Source organism: Prosthecobacter sp. (assembly GCF_044222345.1).
Taxonomy (GTDB): domain Bacteria; phylum Verrucomicrobiota; class Verrucomicrobiia; order Verrucomicrobiales; family Verrucomicrobiaceae; genus Prosthecobacter.
Genome location: NZ_JBGANL010000001.1, coordinates 335,590 through 356,751, shown reverse-complemented (window position 1 = coordinate 356,751; position 21,162 = coordinate 335,590). Strand labels below are relative to the sequence as shown.

The following is a 21,162-nucleotide window of genomic DNA, read 5'->3' as shown; positions in this document are numbered from 1 at the left end:
CCATGAATCCACCCAACTGAGGGAGGCATCTTGCGAGCATCAGCGTTTTCTACGTCGCACAAGAAGCAGCAGACCGGTCGCCAGCAGCAGCATGCGCGAAGGCTCAGGCACGACGTAAATGATCCCATTGGAGAGGAACTGATCCGTGGCGAAAAACCATCCGTTGCCCAGGGTGGGAAGGGCCAGATCAGCCGTGGTGAAGGCTCCGCTGGTGCCGTCGGCGTTGAGATTCAGGGTGGCCCAGTCGACAATGTTAAAGACATCGCCCCAGCCGGGATTGTACGCGGCAGCCAGTTCCACTTTGATGGTGCTGCCAGCATTCAGCCCGAGCGCGCCTGTGACCTTGATGGAGTCATACAATCCTCCGGTGGCCGAGTCTTTGAAGGCGCTGACTTGGGCAGCCACGGTGGGGTCGGCTGCATGACTGCTCGTCCCGCCCAGGGTGAGGAGAACACGCGGGCTGCCACTGCTTGCGCCCGTGACCAGCGTGAGATTGGTAAAAGTCAGGAGCCCGAGGCCGTCCCCTGCACTGGCAACCGCGCTGAGTGAACCATCCGTGGAGCTGCCCGGTTTCAAAATCGACCCTGCACCCATGACCACCGAGCCCATCACGCTGCCGGTGCCGCTGAGCACCTGATTGCTCAGGGTCTGGGTGCCACCTGTGACTGCGCTGACATTGAGCGTGGCTCCGCTCCTGACCTCGATCCATGGGCTGGAGGCCACGGCACCCGCACCGCTGAGCGCCAGGGTGCCGGCAGCAACGGTCGTCTTGCCCGTGAAGGTGTTCGCAGCAGTCAGAGTTAGAATACCAAGACCATTCTTGGTCAGACCACCGTCAGCCGTGCCATCCAATGCCGTGTCATGCTCCAGACTGTCGGCGATGGTGATGTTGAAACCGTTGGTGTCGATGACCGCACCCCCGGCCTGCACTTTCGAGGTGAGGTTGGCCGAGTCGGGAATGAAATTGGTCGCGCTGTTGTTGTCCGTGGCCTTCAGCGTGCCACCGTTGAAGTTCAGCACCGCAAGACGGTTGCTGCCCGCACTAGTCGCTCCGCTCGATGTATTCATGGCAAAGCCACGCGTGGAAAGCACCCCTGCATTGAGCGAAATCGTGCTGACGACACTGGACAAATTGGCTGCCGCCTGGTTGCCGCCGTTGAGAAAGAAATAGCCGGAACCAGAGCTCGTCATGTTCAGCGTGCCGCCGTTCATGATCACGTTCGCCGCACCGTTTTCAGACAGCCCATAGGTGCCCAGCGCCCACGTCACCGCCCCCGTTCCACTCACCGTCAGCGTCGCAGTCCCATTGTTGGCAAAACGCGTGGCGCCGCCCATCGTCAGGCTGCCAGCAGAGACGTTCACACTGGATGCCGTGCCAGTCGCTTGCGCATAAAGAGCATTGTTGATCGTCAGCGCCCCGCCAGTCACATTGATGGTGCTGGTCTGGATGAAGGCACGGTTGCTGTTGTTGAAGACCACGGTGCCGGCGGAGACATTCATGGTGGCCCCGTTATCAAGCTGCAGACCGTTGTTCCCATTCCCATCTCCAGTGCCGCTGTGAGTGGCGGTGGCACCTTCAAAACTCAGGATGCTCCCTGCGCCGCTGACAACCAGCCCTTTCTTAAACGTTTGCGTTCCCGATTGAAACCGCAGAACCCCGCCGCTGTTCACCGTAACCGCGGCCACTTGAAAGTCCCCATCGCTGTTCATCCTCACATCACTGCCCGTCGCCGCGAGCGTGCTGGCCGCATTGGTCATCGAGATCCCGCCGGTGAAGTTCAGTGTATTCGCACCACTGAGCGTCAAAGCCCCCCCCAGCCCGCTGACCTGGCCGCTGTAAGTCACGGTGCCACCCGTGTTGTTGGCGATGTTTAAAGTGCCTGCGTTAATCGTGGTCGTGCCGGTGTAGGTGTTCGCTCCGCTGAGAGTCAGGGTGCCCGTGCCATTCTTGGTCAGGCCGCCATCCACGGTGGCACCCAGCGCGCTGTCGTGCTCCAGATTGTCAGCGATGGTGACGCTGAAGCCGTTGGTGTCGATGACCGCTCCCCCAGCCTGTACTTTGGAGATGAGGTTGACGGAGTAGGGGATGAAGTTGGTGGAGCTGTTGTTGTCCGTGGCTTTCAGCGTGCCGCCATTGAAGTTCAGCGCCGCCAGCCGGTTGGTCGAATTCGCTCCCAGGTTCATGGCAAAGCCGCGTGTGGAGAACACCCCCGCATTGAAAGTGATGCCGCTGGTCACCGCCGTGTTGAAGGCCGCTCCGTTGCCGCCGTTCAGATACAGATACGTGGTTCCGGAGCTGGTCATGTTCAGCGTGCCGCCATCCATGATGATGCTGCCCGTCCCGTTTTCAGACAAACCGGTACCGCCCACCGACCACGTGACTGCGCCAGTGCCGCTCACGGTCAAAATAGCCGTGCCGTTGTTGGCAAAGCGATTGCCTCCTCCGAGACTCAGAGTTCCTCCGGAAACATTGATTCTCGCCGTCACGAGGTTGCTTTGGGCGATGAGCGTGTTGTTCATGTTCACCGTGCCACCCGTGATGTTGAGCGTACCCGCCTGCATCCAGGACCGGCTCGGCGTCAGGCCCACCGTGCCCGCACTGACATTGAGCGTGCCGCCATTGAGAATCTCCAGGCTGTCCTGCTCGCCCGAACTTCCGCCGCCAATACCGTTTACCGTCACGGTTGCTCCGGTGAAATTGAGCACGCTGCTCGCGCCGTCCACCTTCAGGCCGTTATTGAAGATCTGGGTGCCGGACTGCAGCGTCATCGTGCCGCTGCTGATCAGCACATCGGCGGCGATGGTGCTGTCTCCGACAAAACGCACATCCGCCCCCGTGGAGGTGATCTTGTTCGCGGTGGAGGCAAAACTCAGACCGCTGAAGGTGATCACCCCTGAACCCGTGATGGACAGGTCACTCGCTGTGCTGCTGATCGCTGAGTTGAAGGTGAGAGCGCCACCGGTGGCATTGATGGAGCTGGTGGCCCCCAGGGAAAGGGCCAGGCTCAGCGTTTCCAGGGCGGATGAATTGTTCGTCAGACTGCCGCTCAAGGTGAGAGCATTGCCAGTCAGCGTAAACGCATCCGCGCCCGCGTTGAAAGTCAGACCCGCGACCGCAAGGCCGACGATGTCGTTGTTCAAGTTCGTCCCGCTCGTTCCGGCACTGCCAATCGTGAACGTGTCACCACTGGCGGCAGGCAGAGCATCTGCAGACCAGTTGGTATTGCCGGAGCTGTTCGTGTTCCAGGCAGCATCCACATCCCCCACCCATAGCAGGGTGGCGGCGCGAAGAGAAGCGGGCGCTCCGCACATGGCTGCACAAACGAGGACAGCGAGACCCAGCCAGAGCCTCTGACGTAAACAAAACATTCTATTCTTTTTTGGGGGGGGCCGAGACGTTGACCCAAACTCGGCCTTCTGCAACGCCTTCATGTCGATCCACTGCATAGATGCCCTTTGCTTCTCACGAAACCCTCACAAACCGACCTGATGCCATAGCAAAATTAAAGATATGCCCCGCCATTCATCGCCTCGCCTTTACTCAAAGCTCTTGCTCACCGCCACATGGGCGGCAGCCACCTCCGCATCACGTCACCACCGCTGCGAAAACAGCCGCAGCCACGCAAACCGCAGTTTGGCGTGACTTCGTGAGTTGAATGTGGCAAACACAAGACTGAAACTGACTCACTAAATCACCCTGTTTCCACTCATGACAACCAACACGCTTTCCCGCCGCTCCTTCCTTGGCACCGCCTTCACTGCCGCCGCTGGCCTCACACTTCCTCGTTTTGCCGCTGCCGCTGACAAGCCCAGCTCCGTCTTCAATGGCGTGCGCATCGGCTGCATCACCTACAGCTACCGCAGCATGGCCAAGACCGCCGAGGAGACGATCAAGGCGCTGCTCAATGACGGCCTGAGCGAGACCGAGCTCATGGGCGGGCCGACCCAGCTTTTTGCAGGCCTCAAAGGCGGCAAGATCACCGACGCCGAGCGTGAGCAGCAGCTCGCCAAGTGCGCCGAAATGCGGAAAATGTACAACGACGCAGGCGTGAACATCCACATCCACAAGATGGGCTTCGGCCAGTCGGATGAGGAAATCGAGTTCAACTTCCTCGTGGCCAAGGCGCTGGGCTGCACCGCCGTGACCACCGAGCGCAACGCCATCCTCGCCGCGCGCGTGGCCCCGTTTGCGGACAAGCACAAGATCTGGGTCGGCTTTCACAACCATACCAACAACCTGCCGGAGATGGACAAGTTCGACTCCATCCTGGAACTCGGCCAGTACATCGGGCTGAACGTCGATATCGGCCACTACGTCGCTGGCACCAAAGGCAAGTCGCCCATCCCAGTGCTGGAGAAGTATCATGCCCGCATCACGAATTTGCACCTCAAGGACCGCACCGCCGACGGCGGCAATGTCCCCTGGGGCCAGGGCCAGACACCGATCAAGGAAGTGCTGCAGCTCATGAAAAAGGAAAAGTGGACCTTCCCCGCCGAAATTGAGCTGGAATACAAGATTCCTGAGGGCTCTGACGCCATCGCTGAGGTGAAGAAGTGCGTGCAGTATTGCAAAGAAGCGCTGGCGTAAGCGAGCCTTGCGCCTTTCAGCAAGTCACGGCCTCGGAGTCGCTTGATGCGGCTTCGAGGCCTGTTGTTTTGGGGAACGCCGAAAGGTGCAGGGCAGCGAGACGCTCGGTCACGGAATCTTGAGCAGCTCCTGTTCCGTCCACGAATCGGTGCGTCGCGCTTCCTTTTCGCGGACCGCTTTGAGAAAGTCCGGTGAGACGGGCTCCGCACCATGCTCCCACTCACGCCGGAGATAAGTGAGAATGGCCGCCAGAGGCTCATCGCCCAAAGCGCCCAGCGGAGGCATGTCGAGCTGGTAACGCCTCTTTTTGACCGTGATGTAGCCGCGCACGCCGTGGAGCACGATGCGACTTAGCCGGTCGGGCGAGCCATTGACCCATTCGGAATCAATCAGCGGTGGGGCGATGCCATCGAGGCCTGAACCACTTGGCTGATGGCAGCCAGCGCAGATGCCGGAGTACAGAGCCTTGCCCATGTCAAAACGGCTCTGCTCATCAGCCGTCAGCGGGCGCGGCGGCTTGAACCCTGCGGGCGCAGGCTTGCCCGGCCAAGTCAGCATGTCCGCCACCTTTTCGGTGCCGGGAGTGTCGAGAAGAGCAGGTTTGGCTTCGAGCTTCACCTTCCGGCGTGTGAAGTCCGCCGAATTGGAGGCGAAGCCAGCGAGCAGCGTTTTGCGAGGCGTGGCACCGGCCTTTTCCGCGAGTGCCAGGAACCGTGAGACACGGGCCGGATTGCGTTCGCTGGCCACACAGCCCGCCAGGCTTGAGATCAGAGTCTTGCCGCTTCCAGAGGCAAGGCAATGCTCCAGCAGTTCCAGCTCGCGGCCTTTGACCCCGCTGAGGATGGCTTCGGCCAGATAGGGGTGATCGGGCACGCGGCTGGCCATCGTAGCCATGGCCAGATCGGCCGCCGAGTCCTGGAACTCGCCAAGCGTCAGCGCGATTTGAGTCTGCACCTGCGAATCCGGTTCGGTGGCGGAGAGGGCGATGAGCCTGGTCACCACAGCGGCGCGCCCTTCCCCGGCCAGGAAGACTTCAGCGATGCGCACGGCACTGTTGCGCACGCGGGCATCGACGTCAGCGAGCGCGGCCTCGATCACCGGCCAGGTGGTCTTGCCCATGCCATCGAGCGTCCACAAGGCATGCATGCGGCCGAGCGCGACATCGCTGTGCGTGAGAGCTTCCAATGCGGGGACAACCCCTGCATCCGCACGCTCGACAAGCAGGCGCTGGGCGGTTTCCCGGTGCCAGGAATTGGTGTGAGCGAGGATGGGGACGAGCTCTGCATTGCCAAGCTTCGCCAGATTGGGTGCAGGACGTGCCTTGGCATTTTCAGGAACGATGCGCCAGATCCGTCCCAGGCCGCGTGGATTCACAAGATCGTGCTCCTGGATGTACTTTTCCAGATAGGGGCTGAGTGAGATGCGGTGCTGGATGATGCCCCGGTAAAAATCGACGATGTAAAGCGCTCCATCGGGTCCCGTGGTCATGCTTACAGGACGGAAGCGCTCATCCGTGGACGCGAGAAACTCACGCTGATTGTAGGCTTCACGCGCCACGAGCCTGCCTTTTTCGAGGGTGACAATGTCTCGCTTCACGAGATGCAGAGCCGGCTCGCAGGCGAAGGCATTGCCAAGAGCATCCGTCGGGAAGAGATCGCCTCGGTAAATCCAGGGTGAGCACGCGGCGGTAAAGTTCTTCAGTTTGTGACCCGCCATGTTCTCAGGAATGTAGGCGCGGTTCGTGCCGGGGGTCACACGGATGGGCCACACGGCCTGGTTCACCGGCGGGCTGATGCGGCCCCCTGACCTCTCATAGTTCGGATTGCGCAGACGGTAATGGGAGGGCCACATGTCGCCCTGCAAGTGGCCGGAGTTGAAGTTGTAAAAGAGACGGCCAAAGTCATCCTGACTGAGCCCATATTGGCCACGCATGGACGAGAGGCTGCGTTCGAAAACGCCCGCGCCACGCCAGCGAAAACGCGCCGCGTATTCTGCAAAGTAGATCCAGTTGTCCAGCCCCCAAAGCGGCGAGTTCGCGCCATGTTCCGGGTTCGCCAGTTCGGGGCGGCCAGGGATGGTTTGTGCGCCGGCATCCTTCGCCACCAGGATCTTCTCATCCGCCTTGTCATCGCCATTCTTGTCCGGGCAATACCACAGCATCGGCGGTGCGCCCACCAGCGCGCCTTCGCCAATCGGCAGGACCGTGCGGGGCATGATGAGTTGATCGAGGAAGACCTTGCTTTGATCGAAGCGCCCGTCGCCATCGGTGTCCTTGAGAATCACGATCCGGCCCACCGGCTCATCCTCACGATTGCCCTGAATGTCCGGCATGTACCCGAGCATCTCCACCACCCAGAGCCTCCCATCCGGACCAAACTGCGCAAAGATCGGATCCCCCACCAGCGGCTCACTAGCTGCCAGTTCCACCCGGTAGCCCGGTGCCACCTGGAAGGTTTTCAATTCCTCATCCGCAGACAAAGCCCGCGTGTCCGGAACAAGCTCCGCCGGCACCAGCGAGGGCGGCACCTTCCCCATTGAGTCCCCATTTTGGGCGTAGACCGTTGAGACAAAAAACAAGACAGGCAGAGCGAGGATCCGGGAAAGAGGGTGGCGTGTGAAATTCATGAGTGGTTGCGAAAGCGGCTTTTATTGCAATATGGCATTGCAATACGGCCATGCACCCTGTGATCTTTAGCACCGTAAGCCAATCGCAGTGCATCTTGACGGTTCAACGTCCTTTGGGGCCAGGAGCATGCCCCGATCCAGGAAGCGCTGCAGCTCATGAAAAAGGAAAAGTGGACCTTCCCTGCCGAACCGAAGCGCAGCGAGGGTGGCCAGCCGCAGGCTGCCCGAAGGGCAAGCGCAGCGAGGCAAATTGAGCTGGAGTAAAAATCCCCGAGGGCTCCAACGCGGTGGCTGAAGTGAAGAAGTGCGTGGAGTACTGCAAAGAGGTGCTGGCGTGAACTTGTGTCGCCGGCAAAGGTGCTTCATGCTCGTGGTTACCCGAGCATGAGCATCTTTCATCACCTTTATGACCCAGAGGCGACGATCTGGAATATCTATCTCAAGTTCGTTTTTGCAGACCTCGATGGCGAGCGTTCGCCGTCGCTCCAAAGAGCTATCGAATGGTTTCGTGAATACCCCGGTTATCGGGGCTACCCAGGCATGGAAACAGATGAAGTCACAACGTTAAAAAACGTGACCTCACGTTCGGTCAAAGAAATCAACATTGACCAAGGCATTCAGTTCTTGGAGAGCACCATCATTGAGGCTGTCCATTATGCCAGCAATGAGCGTCTTGAGGCTGGACAAGCGCGGTCGCTTGCAGAAGCCTTTATGACCGAGTTCGAATCGCCGCTTGTCTTCTGCAACTGGGTCCCCAGCAGCTCCCCCAATTGGGGACTGAGTTATGGCAACGTCACCGATCCCGAATTGGGCTATACCCTCGAGTATTTCCTTTGCTGCATCGACCGCAATCGGATCGGCTTTGTGTTTTCCTTAAACAACGAGTGACGAGTGACGAGTGACAAGTGGCGATGGGCCGGCGTGAACATGCCGATGTCGACCCATCGCACGGCCGCCATGAAGTGTCCGCATTAGCTGTTCCAACTCTTACAGATCTCCGCATGCGCCGCCGCCACCGCCGCGTCATGCTTCCGGGCCTTCTCATACCTCACCGCAAAGCTCCCCGGCTCTTCGGAGCCCATGAGCAAATGCCGCGCTTCGCCCACCAGCGCATCCTTTCGCTCCTTCGTGACCGGCGGCTTTTCCTCCATCGCCTCATCCATCATCACCACACACTGCGAGAGCTGCCGCAGCCAGGCAAAGCGCTCATGCTCCATCAGCAGCTTTAGAAACTCCATCGGCGACCGGATCTCATTTCCCTCCGCCTCATAGGCTGCACGCTCGGCGTTCATGAGCAGCTTATGCAGGCTGAGGAGCTGGTTGCGGAGGGCTGGCAGAGGGTGGTCGTTCATGGCCGTTCCATAATGCAGTTCCACCCTGTCATCTATCCATTACTTTCCACTCCCGGCTCCTGTAGTCATAGCTCAAGGAAGGAATGTCTGCGCCCGAAGTTTCCTTGATGTCGGGTTGTGCCTGACCCGGATGATCCATGACAAAGGGCTGGCTGACATAATGGGTCAGGATCCAAGGCTGGCCATGGAGACGCAGCGTCGCAGGAGAAATCTTTGCAGGATCCACAAGCTTGCTCGCATGGACTTGATGATAGATTGGATTCGCAGCCAGAAAATCAGACAACAGCCGAGTCGCCCTGGCTTCTGCTCTCCACAAGCCGGCATGCAGCCAGCACGCCAGCATCAGAGCCGTTACCAACAAGCACATGGCGGCCCTTCTCTGCCAATGCGGCCAACGAGCCATGACTCCCCGTCCCCAGGTCAAAACGCCCAATCCCCCGCCACCGAGCAGAAACAAAAACAAGGGATACCGCTTCCGTGAATCCAGCGAATACCCTCCGGCTGGCACATAAATCAAACTGGCCAGCAGGAACAGGATCAGCATGGCAATCACCACCTTTTTACCATGACCTTGGTCGATCTCGTTGAACCCGTCCGAAACCGCTGGAGCCATCCACAAGGCAGCAACGCCAACCAAGATGCAAAGGCCCAAACCAAACCATCCCAAAGGCCATTCACTGGCGGCTATCTGCCAGAGAGCCGGGCTGAAGACAGGAGCCCCGATGTCCAGCCATTGCCAGAGATTGCCCAGCGGGCTGAGCAAAGCCGGCCAGTGAAAATGAGGCTCCATATAAAGGAGGTGGTCCTGCGGTTTGAAGAGGACGTAAACAGCAAGATACAAGCACGCCATCAGCGGAGGAACCCAGTGAATGGAAGGTTTCAACCAAGCCCGCCACGCGACTTGCTGAGGAGTCATCAGCCACGCAGCGCCTGCCACAAAGGCCAGGGCAAAGAGCAGGTGTTCATGAACCAGCAGCGAGGCGGCAAAAACCAGCCCCCACGTCAGCCGCGCCCAGTTTGGAATGGCATGGATTCGCAGAAACATCCAGATGGACACCCACAAAACCAACGAACTCAGAACGTAGGGCAAGGCAGACGTCCAGGTAATCGCCTGGAATCCAAACGGCGAACAAGCAGCGAGAATTGCCAGCACCAGCGCGCCATCCTGAGGCCCACACTGGCAGCGGAAAACCAGGTAGAAAAACTGACACGTCACTATATGCGAGCCGATGGCGAGAAGCCCCGGCATCCACGGACCCCAATTCAAGATCCATCCGACCAGTCCATGCTGGAGAAGGCGCCAGAAGCCTCTTTCTTCGAAGGCATTGCCCAAATATTCCACTCCACCCACCCGTGCCATCTGGGACAAAGGATAGTCATCGATGGCCCAGACATAAGCCTGCAGCATGGGGAAATAAGACAACAACCCCATCAATGATATCAAAAGCAGGGGTCTCCATTGGGAATGAATGGGACCTTGCAGAGATTGGATGCCAGCCATCTTTTGCCGTCCGTTAAGACGGTCTTGGAAATCGTTGTGAGTAATTGAATGAGCGATCGATGCTTATAAGAAATTTCGTCAAATTGTGTCAACCGTAATAAGCAAGTCATTCATTTGTATCTGTGTGGCGCTTTTGACTTCAAAGTGATGAAAGCATCACCTCATGCCCCTACCTGCACCGGCCAGAGAACAATCGTTCATCGGAGCTTGAGAACTCAAAATGGCAATGGTGTCCAGACACGAAAAAGCGCGGACTTTCGTCCGCGCTTTGAAGAACAAACCAATCAGACCAGGCAGGATTATTTGTGATACTCCTGCAGCGCACACACCTGCACCTCAGTCCCTTGCAATGACTTGATCGCCCGCAGTGCGGCATCAGCACCACGCAGCGTCGTCATGATCGGGATGCGGTTCTGCATCGAGGCGGTGCGGATCTTGATTTCATCCTCACGCGGGTTCTTGCCGCTGGGGGTGTTGATCACCAAAGCCATGTCCTTGTTCTTCATCAGGTCGATGACGTTCGGGCGCTGGCCGCTGGCGAGTTTGGGAAGGATGTTAACTGCGATGCCGGCCTCCTTGATCACGCCGCCGGTGCCGCTGGTGGCGTAGAGGGTGAAGCCGAGGTCGGCGTAGCCTTTGGCGATTTTCACCACGTTGGGGCGGTCGGTTTCCTTGACGCTGATGAAGACATTGCCCTTGGTTGGCAAGGTACCGCCGGCGGCCATCTGGCTCTTGGCGAAAGCCATGCCGAGGTCGTAGTCGATGCCCATGACTTCGCCGGTGCTCTTCATTTCCGGGCCGAGAATGATGTCCACTCCAGCGAACTTGCTGAAGGGGAACACGGCTTCCTTCACGCTGTGGTGCTTCGGAATGACTTCCTCAGTGAAACCCAGTTCCTTCAAAGTCTTGCCCGCCATGATCTTGGCCGCGAGCTTCGGCAGCGGCACGCCAATGGCCTTGCTGACAAACGGCGCAGTGCGGGAGGCACGCGGATTGACTTCAATCACATACAAGTCATCGCCCTTCACAGCGAGCTGCATGTTCATCAAGCCGCGCACGCCGAGCGCCTTGGCCAGCTTCTTCGCGGCATCGCGAATGCGGTCCTGCATGGCAGGGGTGAGGCTGAAGGGCGGGATGACGCAGGCGCTGTCGCCGGAGTGAATGCCAGCCTCTTCGATGTGCTCCATGATGGCTCCAATGACGGTCGTCTCGCCGTCGCTGATGCAATCGACATCCACTTCGGTGGCGTCTTCCAGGAAGCGGTCCACGAGCACGGGGCGGTCGGGCGTAGCCTCGACAGCATTCTTCATGTAGTGCGTCAGTTCCGCGTCGCTGTAAACGATCTGCATGGCGCGGCCACCGAGCACGAAGCTGGGGCGCACAAGGCTCGGATAACCAATCTTCGCCGTGATGGCCAGCGCCTCTTCCAGCGAGGTCGCGGTGCCGCTCGGAGCCTGGTGCAAACCGAGATCATCCAGCAGCTTGGCGAACATCTTGCGGTCTTCCGCGAGTTCGATGTTCTTCGGCGAAGTGCCGATGATGCGAACCCCGTTTTCTTCCAATCCTTTCGCGAGATTCAGCGGCGTCTGCCCGCCGAACTGGACGATGACGCCGAGCACCTGATCGTGGCGGTTTTCGCGCTCATAGATGTTCAGCACATCCTCCAGCGTCAGCGGCTCAAAGTAGAGCTTGTCGGAGGTGTCGTAATCGGTGGACACGGTCTCGGGATTCGAGTTCACCATGATGGTCTCATACCCCAGCTCGCGCAGGGCGAAGGACGCATGCACGCAGCAGTAGTCGAATTCAATCCCCTGCCCGATGCGGTTCGGGCCACCACCCAGGATCATGACTTTCTTGCGGTCGTTGTCCCGCACTTCGTCCTCGATGCCGTAGGTGCTGTAGTAGTAGGGCGTGTAGGCCTCAAACTCCGCCGCGCAGGTGTCCACCAGACGGTAGGTTGGGACCACTCCATACTTGATGCGACCGGCGCGAATGTACTTCTCATCCACACCAAAGGAATGAGCGAGTTGCTTGTCGGAGAAGCCCATGCGCTTCCATTTGCGCATCGCTGCGGTGAGAACTTCCGCCTTCTTTTCCTCCGTGCGCTCTGCTTCAGGAATCTGGGCGATCAATGCTTCGCCAGACTGGCTGGGGATGAGCAGGTCTTCCTTCACGATGTCCTCAATCTGCCGCAGGAACCACCGGTCGATCTTCGTCAGCTCAAACACGCGCTCCACACTCCAACCCTTGGCGAAAGCCTGGCCCAGGAAGAAAATGCGCTCCGCATTCGGCACCGTCAGCTTTGAGGTCAGCGTCTCGTCATCCACTTCCTTGTCGGCTCCATCGCCGATAAGGCCGAAGCGCTTGATTTCGAGACTGCGCAGGGCCTTCTGCAGGGATTCCTTGAACGTGCGGCCGATGGCCATGGCCTCGCCCACAGATTTCATCTGCGTGGTCAGCGTCTCGTTGGCACCCGGGAATTTTTCAAAGGTGAAGCGTGGCACCTTGGTCACCACGTAGTCGATGGACGGCTCAAAGCTCGCCGGCGTCTCGCGCGTGATGTCGTTCTTCAGCTCGTCCAGCGTGTAGCCCACCGCCAGCTTGGCGGCGATCTTCGCGATCGGGAAGCCAGTGGCCTTGGAAGCCAGCGCGGAACTGCGGCTCACACGCGGATTCATCTCGATGACGATCATGCGGCCCGTGTCCGGATGAATGGCGAACTGGATGTTCGAGCCTCCTGTCTCCACGCCGATCTCGCGGATGCACGCAAAGGAGAAATCACGCATGATCTGGTACTCGCGGTCCGTCAGCGTCTGGATCGGAGCCACGGTGATGGAGTCGCCGGTGTGCACGCCCATGGGGTCGAGGTTTTCAATGGAGCAGATGATCACGCAGTTGTCCGCCTTGTCGCGCATGACCTCCATCTCGAACTCCTTCCAGCCCAGCAGCGACTCCTCGATGAGCACTTCCGTCACGGGCGAGAGATCAAGGCCGCTGGCCGTGATGGTTTCAAACTCCTCCTTGTTATACGCGATGCCACCGCCGGTGCCGCCCAGCGTGTAGGCAGGGCGAATGATCAGCGGCATGGTGCCGATCTGCTCGGCAATCGCACGCGCCTCCTCAATCGTGTGGGCCACGCCGGACTGCGGCAGGTCCAGCCCGATCTTGAGCATGGCATTTTTAAACAGCAGGCGGTCCTCGCCTTTCTCGATGGCATCCGGCTTCGCACCGATCATGCGCACGCCGTGCTTTTCCAGCGTGCCCGCACGGTGCAGGGACATGGCGCAGTTCAGCGCGGTCTGGCCGCCCAGCGTGGGCAGCAGCACATCCGGCTTTTCCTTGATGATGATTTTCTCCACCATCTCCGGCGTGATCGGCTCGATGTAGGTGCGGAAGGCAAACTCCGGATCCGTCATGATCGTGGCCGGATTCGAGTTGATGAGCACCACTTCATATCCTTCTTCGCGCAGGGCCTTGCAGGCCTGGACGCCGGAATAGTCAAATTCACAGCCCTGGCCGATGACGATGGGGCCGGAACCAATGACGAGGATGCGATGGATGGTTGTATCTTTGGGCATGGGGGAGGAAAATATGACGAAATCCGGGTGCGGATGACGAGTGCGGCGGGTTGAGAGGGGTAGAAAGCGTATGATTTGGGCGCTTTCGGAGCGAAGGAACCACTGGCTGGCAGGCCAGGGCTGCGGCATCGCGGGGCCGGAAAGCCCGGCATCTTGCACAGTCGATGCGGTGCGTCAAACGCAGGGGTGTAAAAGACGTGAAATAGCTCCCAAAAAGGGGCTGTTTTTCCAATTTCCTGCTCAGCGGCTCAATTCACTGAGATTTTCACCCCGATATCCTTGTAAGCAGCAGTCATCTCCTGTGCGATTTGTGAATAACTTCGTCCGTCGAGAAGCAGGTCCAGATGTTTGAACGGCGCGGTCTCAGCCTTCATGTCCGGCGGCGGAAAATTCGTCGGGTAGCTGAAGCGGCCGCCTTCGAGGTGCTTGACGCGCGGATCTTTGAAAAAGGTGCGCAGGGCTTCGGTCTCGCCATAGACCGCGTCCATGAACTTGATGAACCGCGTGCCTTTTTTGTCGCCATCCAGATGGCAGAAGAAATACACCGCGAGCACAGACCGGAAATACAGCTCCCCCATCTTTCGATTGGTGGTGTCGGCGATGCCTGACCAGGTGGCACGGTTCATCTTCAGGTGCTCCTCCAGATTGCCAATCTCGATGGCATACCCACGCTTCTGCATTTCCTGGATGTGGTCTTTCAGGCCCTTCTGGTGTGCGTCAGCACGGAACTTGCCGGCGTTGTAGGGCAGCATTTCGGTGTATTCCGCCGTGCCCTCGATGACCCACACGGGCAGAAAGGTCAGGTAGGCGTCCATCACCTGATGGGTGATCTCATGGATCAGGGTGCCCCCGTCGTAGTTCTCGTCCTTGGCGTAGGTCTTGCCCAGAAGCTTGAGGCCGATGCTGGGAAATGGCACACGGAAGATCTTGTCCCCGCTCATATACACACCCCCGGAGTTTTCAGGCCCGCCGGCAGCGATGTAATCCTTCCGCGTCTCAAACAGTTCGGCCTGATAGCGTTCGAAACCCTCGGGCGGACGGCAGACCACCCCCCAGGGCAGTGAGGAAACAAGGGACTTCGTAGCCTCAAAAGTCCGCGCCACTTCTTTCATCACGCTGGGCATGAGCTTGGCCTGCGCGGTGAACTCAAAACCTTCGGACCGGTACACACATTTTCGCGCCACCGAATTCTCCTCAATCACCTGAATTTCAATGGATTTAGTCGGAACCACCACGTTTTCAGGCCAGGTGCGTTTCTCGATGGGAACCCGGTTCAGAGAGGCCGCGGCCACGGCAGGCGTTGCCCCCTGAGCAGTGGGTGAAGCTGGCGCGGACAAGCTTTTCACATACGCCTGATCTTCGGCACACAGGCGGACGAGAGGCAGCTGGTGCTCTTTGCCGTCCGCCATTTTCAAGGTGACGCTGTCGGCGTTGCTGCTGACCAAGGCGGCCTGGATGACGCGTCCCTGCGTGTCCTTCCAAGGGCGCGGAGCCGTCTCCTCTGCCACTGCCAGTTGGATGTGCGCAATCGTGCAGCACATGGCAAGAATGATCCGGGATGGACGGAAGCTCATGACCGATTTATACAATGTCAGATGTTGATCGTGCAAATGCTTCCTGTTTGAAACGAGTAAAAGGGTGTCATGGTGGGCGGGACCCGGCCCTAGGGTCCGACCACTTTTTTTAAATTCGTCATCTCATGTGCGGCTTTCTCGGATGGTTTCGCCTGCCACACACGCCTTGGCGTGAAGATGAGCGTGCCTTGCGCAGGCAGTCGCTGCGGATGATCGTGCATCGCGGTCCGGATGACAGGGCGGAGGCAGAAGGCGAAGACTGGTGGATGGGCTTCCAGCGGCTTTCGATCTTGGATTTGAGCGATCACGGCCGGCAGCCCATGTCGTTTGGTGGCGGAAGATTCACCCTCACCTTCAACGGTGAAATTTACAATTTCCGCGAACTGCGCGCAGGTCTCGGTGAAGTTAAGCTGCCATCCTCAGGAGACACGGCGGTGCTGGGAGCCCTGCTGGAGCGTGCGCCAGTTGAGCAGGTGCTGGCGGGCTTGCGCGGCATGTTTGCGATCGCTTGGCATGATGCTGAAGCTGGATCGGTGGTGCTGGCGCGGGATCACTTTGGCATCAAGCCGCTGTATTATCGCATAAACGCAGCCGGTGAGCTCATTTACGGTTCTGAACTGCGCGCCGTGCGGAAGCTGGGCGGTGGCGGCCAGATTTCCCGTGTTGCCCTGGCCCAGTATTTCCAGCGGGGCGCGGTGCAGAGTCCTGAGACCATGTTTGATGACGTGCGCTGCCTGCCCCCAGGGCACCTGCTCACATGGCGTGGGGGCAAAACCGAGGTGAGACGCTGGTTTCAGCCTGCATGGCCCGGCCGCGAGGCCTGGGTGCATGATGCGGTGGAGCAGCGCCGCATGGTGCGTGAGGGCGTGCTGGAAAGCGTGAAGGCCCATCTGGTCTCCGATGTCCCGGCGGGCGTCTTCTTGAGCGGCGGGCTGGATTCCACCCTCCTGGTGGCCTGCATGCGTGAGGCGGGCCAGAAACACATCAAAACATTTTCCATTGGCTACGAAGAAAACGCGGGGGTGCCGGACGAGAGCGATACCGCGCGGCGCACCGCAGAGTATTTCGGCTGCGAATTTGTGCGTGAACGACTCACGGCTGCTTCGCTGGAGTCGAGTCTGGACGGCTATTTTGATCAAATGGACCAGCCGACGGGTGACGCGCTGAACACCTGGCTGGTGTCGCGACTGGCTTCCAAAGAGGTCAAGGTGACGCTCAGCGGGCTGGGTGCCGACGAATGGTGGGCAGGCTACAACTACCACCGTCTGATTGCCGTGGCCGCGAAGTCGCCGCTGCTTGCAGCAGGCAGTTGGATGCGCGGCATAGATTCAATGCTGCCCCAGGGCGCACGCGGGCATAAGGCGTGGAAGATGCTGTTTTACGCCTTGGGCGGTGCCGGACGCAACGTGAGCGAATGGCAGTCCTATGGACGCACGATCATGCCGCCTGAACAAGTGGCACGACTTTTGCGCGGAGATTTCAAAATGCCATCCTCTCCAGTCTTTGAACCACAGTCTCCAGATTCGTGGCTGCACGAACTGCTCCTGCGCGAAACGGAGACCTATCTGGCCAACACCCTGCTGAGGGACAATGACGTCATGAGCATGGCGCACTCGCTGGAACTGCGTGTGCCGCTGGTGGACAAGGAGATCTTTGCCTTGGCTGGCAGGCTGCCGCCTGAGTGCAAACTGGACACACGGGGCGGCAAGCGAGTGCTGCGCGAGGCCTTCCGCAGCCTCCTGCCCCCGCAGATTTATGATGACCGTCAGAAGAAAACCTTCACGCTGCCGCTGATGAAATGGATGCGGTTGCCCAAATGGCAGGAGCGCATCCGCGACACGCTGGACTCCCAGCGCTGCCGTGACCGCGGCTGGGTGGATGAAGCGCAGAAGCGGGACATTTGTGAAGCATATTTCAGCGGCAGTCTGGAATCCACCGCAGCATGGCCGTTGAGTCAGCGCGTTTGGATGCTATACGTGCTGGAGGAATGGGCGCGACGACACTACGACGAAATGAGGGAACACCAATGACACCGGGTATTTTGCAGGTGTTCAACCGCTACCTTTCCCCTGGCGGCGAAGAGATGAGCGTGAACCGCATTTTCCAGCACCTGAGTGCTCAGCATGCCATGTCGCGGTGTTTCTTCGACAGCGCGGATTGGAAAGGCGAAAGCGCTCCAGGACCTGCCGGGCAGGCAAGGCGGCTTTTCTACAACAAGGAATCGCGTGCGCAGTTTGAGACGGCTCTGGATGCCAGTGGTGCCGGTGTTGCCTTGTTTCACAACATCTTTCCGGTCGGCTCGCCGTCGTTGTACCATGCCGCTCTGGAGCGCCGTCTTCCTGTGGTGCAGTATCTGCATAATTATCGTCCTTTTTCAGTCAGCGGCACTCTGCAGGTAGACGGCAAGGTGGTGCAGGACGCACTCTATGGCAGCTACTGGAAAGAGATTTCCTCAGGCGCATGGCAGGGCTCCGTGGTGAAAAGCGCCCTCTTCGCGGTCATGCTGAAGGCCCTTCATCGCAGCGGATGGTTGAAGAGCGTGAAGGCATGGATCGCCATTTCAGATTTCATGCGGCAGAAGTTGGTCAGTTCCGGTTCACTGCCTGAAGCGCGTGTTCACACCCTGCGTCATGCCTGGGATGCGATGCCGCAGCCCCCGGTGGCGGAGGATGCGGGCTACTACCTCTTCCTCGGACGTCTGGTCGAAACCAAGGGCGTCATTCCCTTGCTGGATGCCTGGGACGAATTGCGTGCACAGCTCGGTAAAAAGACACCGTCGCTGCACATCGCCGGAGAAGGTCCGCTCAACGATGCCGTTCAGCAGCGCGTCCGCACCAATCCCTACATCGGCCAGCTCGGCCACACAGGCGGTGAAACCAAACGCGAGGCGCTGCGGCGCTGCCGCGCCGTGATCGTGCCTTCCACCTGGTGGGAGCCCCTCGGTCTCGTGGTCTATGAAGCGTATGATTATAGCAAACCGGTGCTCGCGGCAAACTCAGGCGGCTTGAGTGAGATCGTACAGCATGGTGTCACCGGTTTGAAGCATGAGCCGGGGAATGTTCATGGCATCGTCCAAGATGTGCTGGCCATGGAGGCCACTCCTGCCACTGAGCGTCTCGTGATTGGCAGCGCAGGACGTCAATGGCTGCTGCGGGAGGCCAGCCCACAGGCCTGGTTGCAGCGCTTTGAGAAAATCCTGGCCGAAGCGGTCAAAAGTTAGCCGCGTTGCCGGTGCGCCTGCATACGCTTCTGGAACAATCGTAAACGGCTCGGTTTCCCCTCACTGCATGATCGTCACCCGTGCACCGACAGAAACATTCTGGAAAATCGTCTCCGCCATGTCGCGCGGCAGGCGGATGCAGCCATGCGAAGCCGGAGATCCGGGATGGGGAATGGCACCCGCATGCAGCCCGATTCCATAACCGGTGATCCGCATCCAGTAAGGCATTCTGGCACCCACGAAACGACCTCCCGGAGGAATGCGTGACACACCCGCCGTGGCATTGCTGTTCACCACATCACCATTGCTGTCAATGATCATGCCATAGCGGTTCGAACGCTTGTTCACGATCTTTTCCATGATGCGAAACGTGCCCGTGGGTGAAGCAAAACCGCTGCGTCCGGAAGCGACGTAAGTCCAGCCGACGTTTTCACCGCCTTTGAAAAGATAAGCCTTCTGTTCGCTGAGATCAATGTTCACACTCAGAGGACCAGGCTTGCTGCTGCCATTCCACACATACATGACCGGCTGCGATGCCAGCGGCGGCATGATCATCATGGGGCGACGAGCCACTTCGATGCGTGAAGAGAACAGTGAAAACTCAGGCATGGCACACTGGCTCAGGAGCAGTGCGCATGCGGAAGAAATGAAAAGACGTGTGGCTCTCATAGCAGTCACAATTCTAGGAGCATGTTGCACGCCCATGCAACCCATCAGCCAAGGCCAGGAGTCAGTTTAAATTTCACTGGCTCCGCTGATTCCAGTAAATCTTAACATTCTTGCTGCGACGACCTGCGGCGATGATCTCCAGATCGCGATCTCCATCCAAGTCAGCGCAAACGGCATCTTCACAGGCCATCCCGCCCTCGTCGATGAAGGCTTCCTGCCAGCCGTTGCCATCCTCTTTCGTCGTCCAGAACAGCTTCACCGCCACCTTGCCAATCTTCTGCTGCGCACGCCAGCCCACGACAATCTGGCGGTTGTTCAAGCCCAGCAGGTCATGCGTGGCGATGGCATGACCATCGACGAGTTGATCGCTGATCACATGGCGCTGCCACTCACCGTTTTTGGGCCCTTCCGGCTTCGGGGTGTAAATCACCAGCTTGTCCCCATGCATCGGCTCAATCGTCGTGACATACGGCTGCCCGCCCGCAAACGCGCCATAGCGCACCTCACCCGCGCCCAGCAACTCGGTGGAGTCTTTGGGGTGCTTGGAGATCCAGTGCTCCTTCCAGCCGTTATCAGATTGATCCAGCCTCACCACGCCTTCACGTCCACACAGCAGCAGGCTTTCAGCTTCGGTGCCCGGCGCGGGAATGATGTCCAGGTTATGCGTCTTGTGCATCGTTCCCTGCACCAGCGTGGTGTTCCACTCCTTGTGCGGATCTTCCGGCATGTGGTAGGCCAGCACTCGCACACCCTCGCCTTCTCCATTCTTGTCATTGCCGCGGCCATGCAAAGGCACCACCACGAGGTCATAGCGTCCGGCCCGGCTGCGCACCCACTTCATGCGGTGCGTCGTGGGTTCATGCGCCAGTTTCACCGGCTCCCACTTCTGCGTGCGGTCCGTCGGCGGGATCAAATAAAACACCGCGCCGCTCCCCACCGTGTCTCCCGGATTCCACCCGGCCCCCACGGCGATTTCGCATTTGCCATCGCCATTGATGTCGCGCGCCGCGATGCACACATGGTCCTTCTCCGTCAGATTTTCAGCAATGACATGTTTCTTCCAAGTCGGGTTTTCATACCAGACGATCACCTTGCTGTCCGCCAGCAGGATGTCCGTGCGCGCGTCTCCATTCACATCCGCCACCGCCAGCCCGTAGCCGATGCCGACAGCATCATCGATCTGCTGTTCTTTAAAATTCGGGGTCTGCCCCTGCACAGAGGCGGCGAGGAGGGAGGCAAATAACAACGCGTTTTTCATGATCACCCAGCCTAGACGTAAACGCCGGCTGGAATCAATCTCACAAACTCACACCTCCTCGACTTTCCGCCGCCAGCGCATCCCCAGTGCCACACTCCACTGGTACTTCCGCGCGTGCTCGCGGATCAGAAACGGCATGTCGCAGGTCTTGGCCAGATCAAAGTGCGGCTCCAGCAGGGACGTGAGCCACTCGCGCGTCGATCCCTGCGGCCAGTTGCCACGTGGCGTGAATTCTTCCAGCCAGGTGCAGGGCGTCGTCAGCAGCAGCTGACCTCCTGGCCGCACAAGCCCTGGCAGACGCTCGATCAGCTTCAGCGGATCCGTCAGCCGGCAGAGCAGATTCGCCGCATGCACGATGTCGTAATCGCCAAGATCGCTGCGCAGGTTCATCGCATCCCCCTGTTCAAATCGCACGCGATCACGCCGCAGATTCTCCGGCACACGAGCCACCAGCGCCGTTTTCGCGCTGCCTTCATCCACGCGCTCGTAGCTCATGCTGCCGTCACGGGCCAACGCCGTGGCTGCATCGACAAAACTCTGCGAGTAATCAATGCCGAGAACACTGACACCGAAATTCGCCAGCTCAAAGCTCGACCGCCCGACCGCGCAGCCCAGATCCAGCGCCACGGCTTCACAGGGCGTGCGCGGCAGATCAATCAGCTCCATCACCGTCCGCACCGGAAAGCCCAGCGCCTCACGCGGCCCGCTCTCCCATGGCAGCACCTCCGCAGGCTGGCCGTAGTGAAAAAGCAGGTATTCGTCGAGCAGGCGACGGGTTTCGTAAATGTTCATCGGTC

13 protein-coding genes are annotated in these 21,162 nt (G+C 59.2%); 4 read left to right on the top strand and 9 right to left on the bottom strand.

Annotated features, from left to right (window positions below; translation table 11 throughout):
* Positions 1–39 precede the first annotated feature (39 nt).
* Positions 40–3,312 (bottom strand): beta strand repeat-containing protein, encoded by a 3,273-nt coding sequence (locus ACILSL_RS01375; RefSeq protein ID WP_395730198.1) that lies wholly within the window; start codon positions 3,310–3,312, stop codon positions 40–42.
* A gap of 397 nt (positions 3,313–3,709) precedes the next feature.
* Here ACILSL_RS01375 and ACILSL_RS01370 point away from each other — a divergent pair, with 397 nt between their 5' ends.
* Positions 3,710–4,588, top strand: coding sequence for a sugar phosphate isomerase/epimerase family protein (locus ACILSL_RS01370; RefSeq protein WP_395730197.1), 879 nt, complete (start codon positions 3,710–3,712; stop codon positions 4,586–4,588).
* A gap of 108 nt (positions 4,589–4,696) precedes the next feature.
* Here the strand turns inward: ACILSL_RS01370 and ACILSL_RS01365 are convergent, their stop codons facing one another.
* The gene (locus tag ACILSL_RS01365; protein ID WP_395730196.1) at positions 4,697–7,114 is read right to left on the bottom strand and encodes a c-type cytochrome; all 2,418 of its coding nucleotides are present in this window, start codon (positions 7,112–7,114) and stop codon (positions 4,697–4,699) included.
* 483 nt (positions 7,115–7,597) lie between these two features.
* Between ACILSL_RS01365 and ACILSL_RS01360 the strand changes: the two genes are divergently transcribed.
* The gene (locus ACILSL_RS01360) at positions 7,598–8,101 is read left to right on the top strand and encodes a hypothetical protein (protein WP_395730195.1); all 504 of its coding nucleotides are present in this window, start codon (positions 7,598–7,600) and stop codon (positions 8,099–8,101) included.
* A gap of 83 nt (positions 8,102–8,184) precedes the next feature.
* On the opposite strand, the gene ACILSL_RS01355 is transcribed toward ACILSL_RS01360, so the two are convergent.
* From ACILSL_RS01355 to ACILSL_RS01340, 4 genes are all read right to left on the bottom strand, one after another.
* Entirely contained in the window at positions 8,185–8,565 is a 381-nt protein-coding gene (locus ACILSL_RS01355; RefSeq protein ID WP_395730194.1) for a hypothetical protein, read from the bottom strand.
* 28 nt (positions 8,566–8,593) lie between these two features.
* Complete coding sequence (locus ACILSL_RS01350; RefSeq protein ID WP_395730193.1) at positions 8,594–9,973, bottom strand: hypothetical protein; 1,380 nt, start codon at positions 9,971–9,973, stop codon at positions 8,594–8,596.
* Positions 9,974–10,365: 392 nt separating this feature from the next.
* The gene (gene carB / locus ACILSL_RS01345; RefSeq protein ID WP_395730192.1) at positions 10,366–13,644 is read right to left on the bottom strand and encodes a carbamoyl-phosphate synthase large subunit; all 3,279 of its coding nucleotides are present in this window, start codon (positions 13,642–13,644) and stop codon (positions 10,366–10,368) included.
* A gap of 248 nt (positions 13,645–13,892) precedes the next feature.
* Positions 13,893–15,218: a hypothetical protein gene (locus ACILSL_RS01340; RefSeq protein ID WP_395730191.1), complete on the bottom strand. Its 1,326-nt coding sequence runs from the start codon at positions 15,216–15,218 to the stop codon at positions 13,893–13,895.
* Positions 15,219–15,343: 125 nt separating this feature from the next.
* Here ACILSL_RS01340 and asnB point away from each other — a divergent pair, with 125 nt between their 5' ends.
* Entirely contained in the window at positions 15,344–17,248 is a 1,905-nt protein-coding gene (asnB, locus tag ACILSL_RS01335) for an asparagine synthase (glutamine-hydrolyzing) (protein ID WP_395730190.1), read from the top strand.
* Positions 17,245–18,438 (top strand): glycosyltransferase family 4 protein, encoded by a 1,194-nt coding sequence (locus tag ACILSL_RS01330; RefSeq protein WP_395730189.1) that lies wholly within the window; start codon positions 17,245–17,247, stop codon positions 18,436–18,438. Before asnB ends, ACILSL_RS01330 begins: the two co-directional genes overlap by 4 nt.
* A 60-nt stretch (positions 18,439–18,498) precedes the next feature.
* Here the strand turns inward: ACILSL_RS01330 and ACILSL_RS01325 are convergent, their stop codons facing one another.
* The 3 genes from ACILSL_RS01325 to ACILSL_RS01315 form a co-directional block, all read right to left on the bottom strand.
* Complete coding sequence (locus ACILSL_RS01325; RefSeq protein ID WP_395730188.1) at positions 18,499–19,047, bottom strand: L,D-transpeptidase; 549 nt, start codon at positions 19,045–19,047, stop codon at positions 18,499–18,501.
* Between the two features lie 133 nt (positions 19,048–19,180).
* Positions 19,181–20,365, bottom strand: coding sequence for an FG-GAP and VCBS repeat-containing protein (locus tag ACILSL_RS01320; RefSeq protein ID WP_395730187.1), 1,185 nt, complete (start codon positions 20,363–20,365; stop codon positions 19,181–19,183).
* Positions 20,366–20,413: 48 nt separating this feature from the next.
* Entirely contained in the window at positions 20,414–21,157 is a 744-nt protein-coding gene (locus ACILSL_RS01315) for a putative 4-mercaptohistidine N1-methyltransferase (RefSeq protein ID WP_395730186.1), read from the bottom strand.
* Positions 21,158–21,162 lie beyond the last annotated feature (5 nt).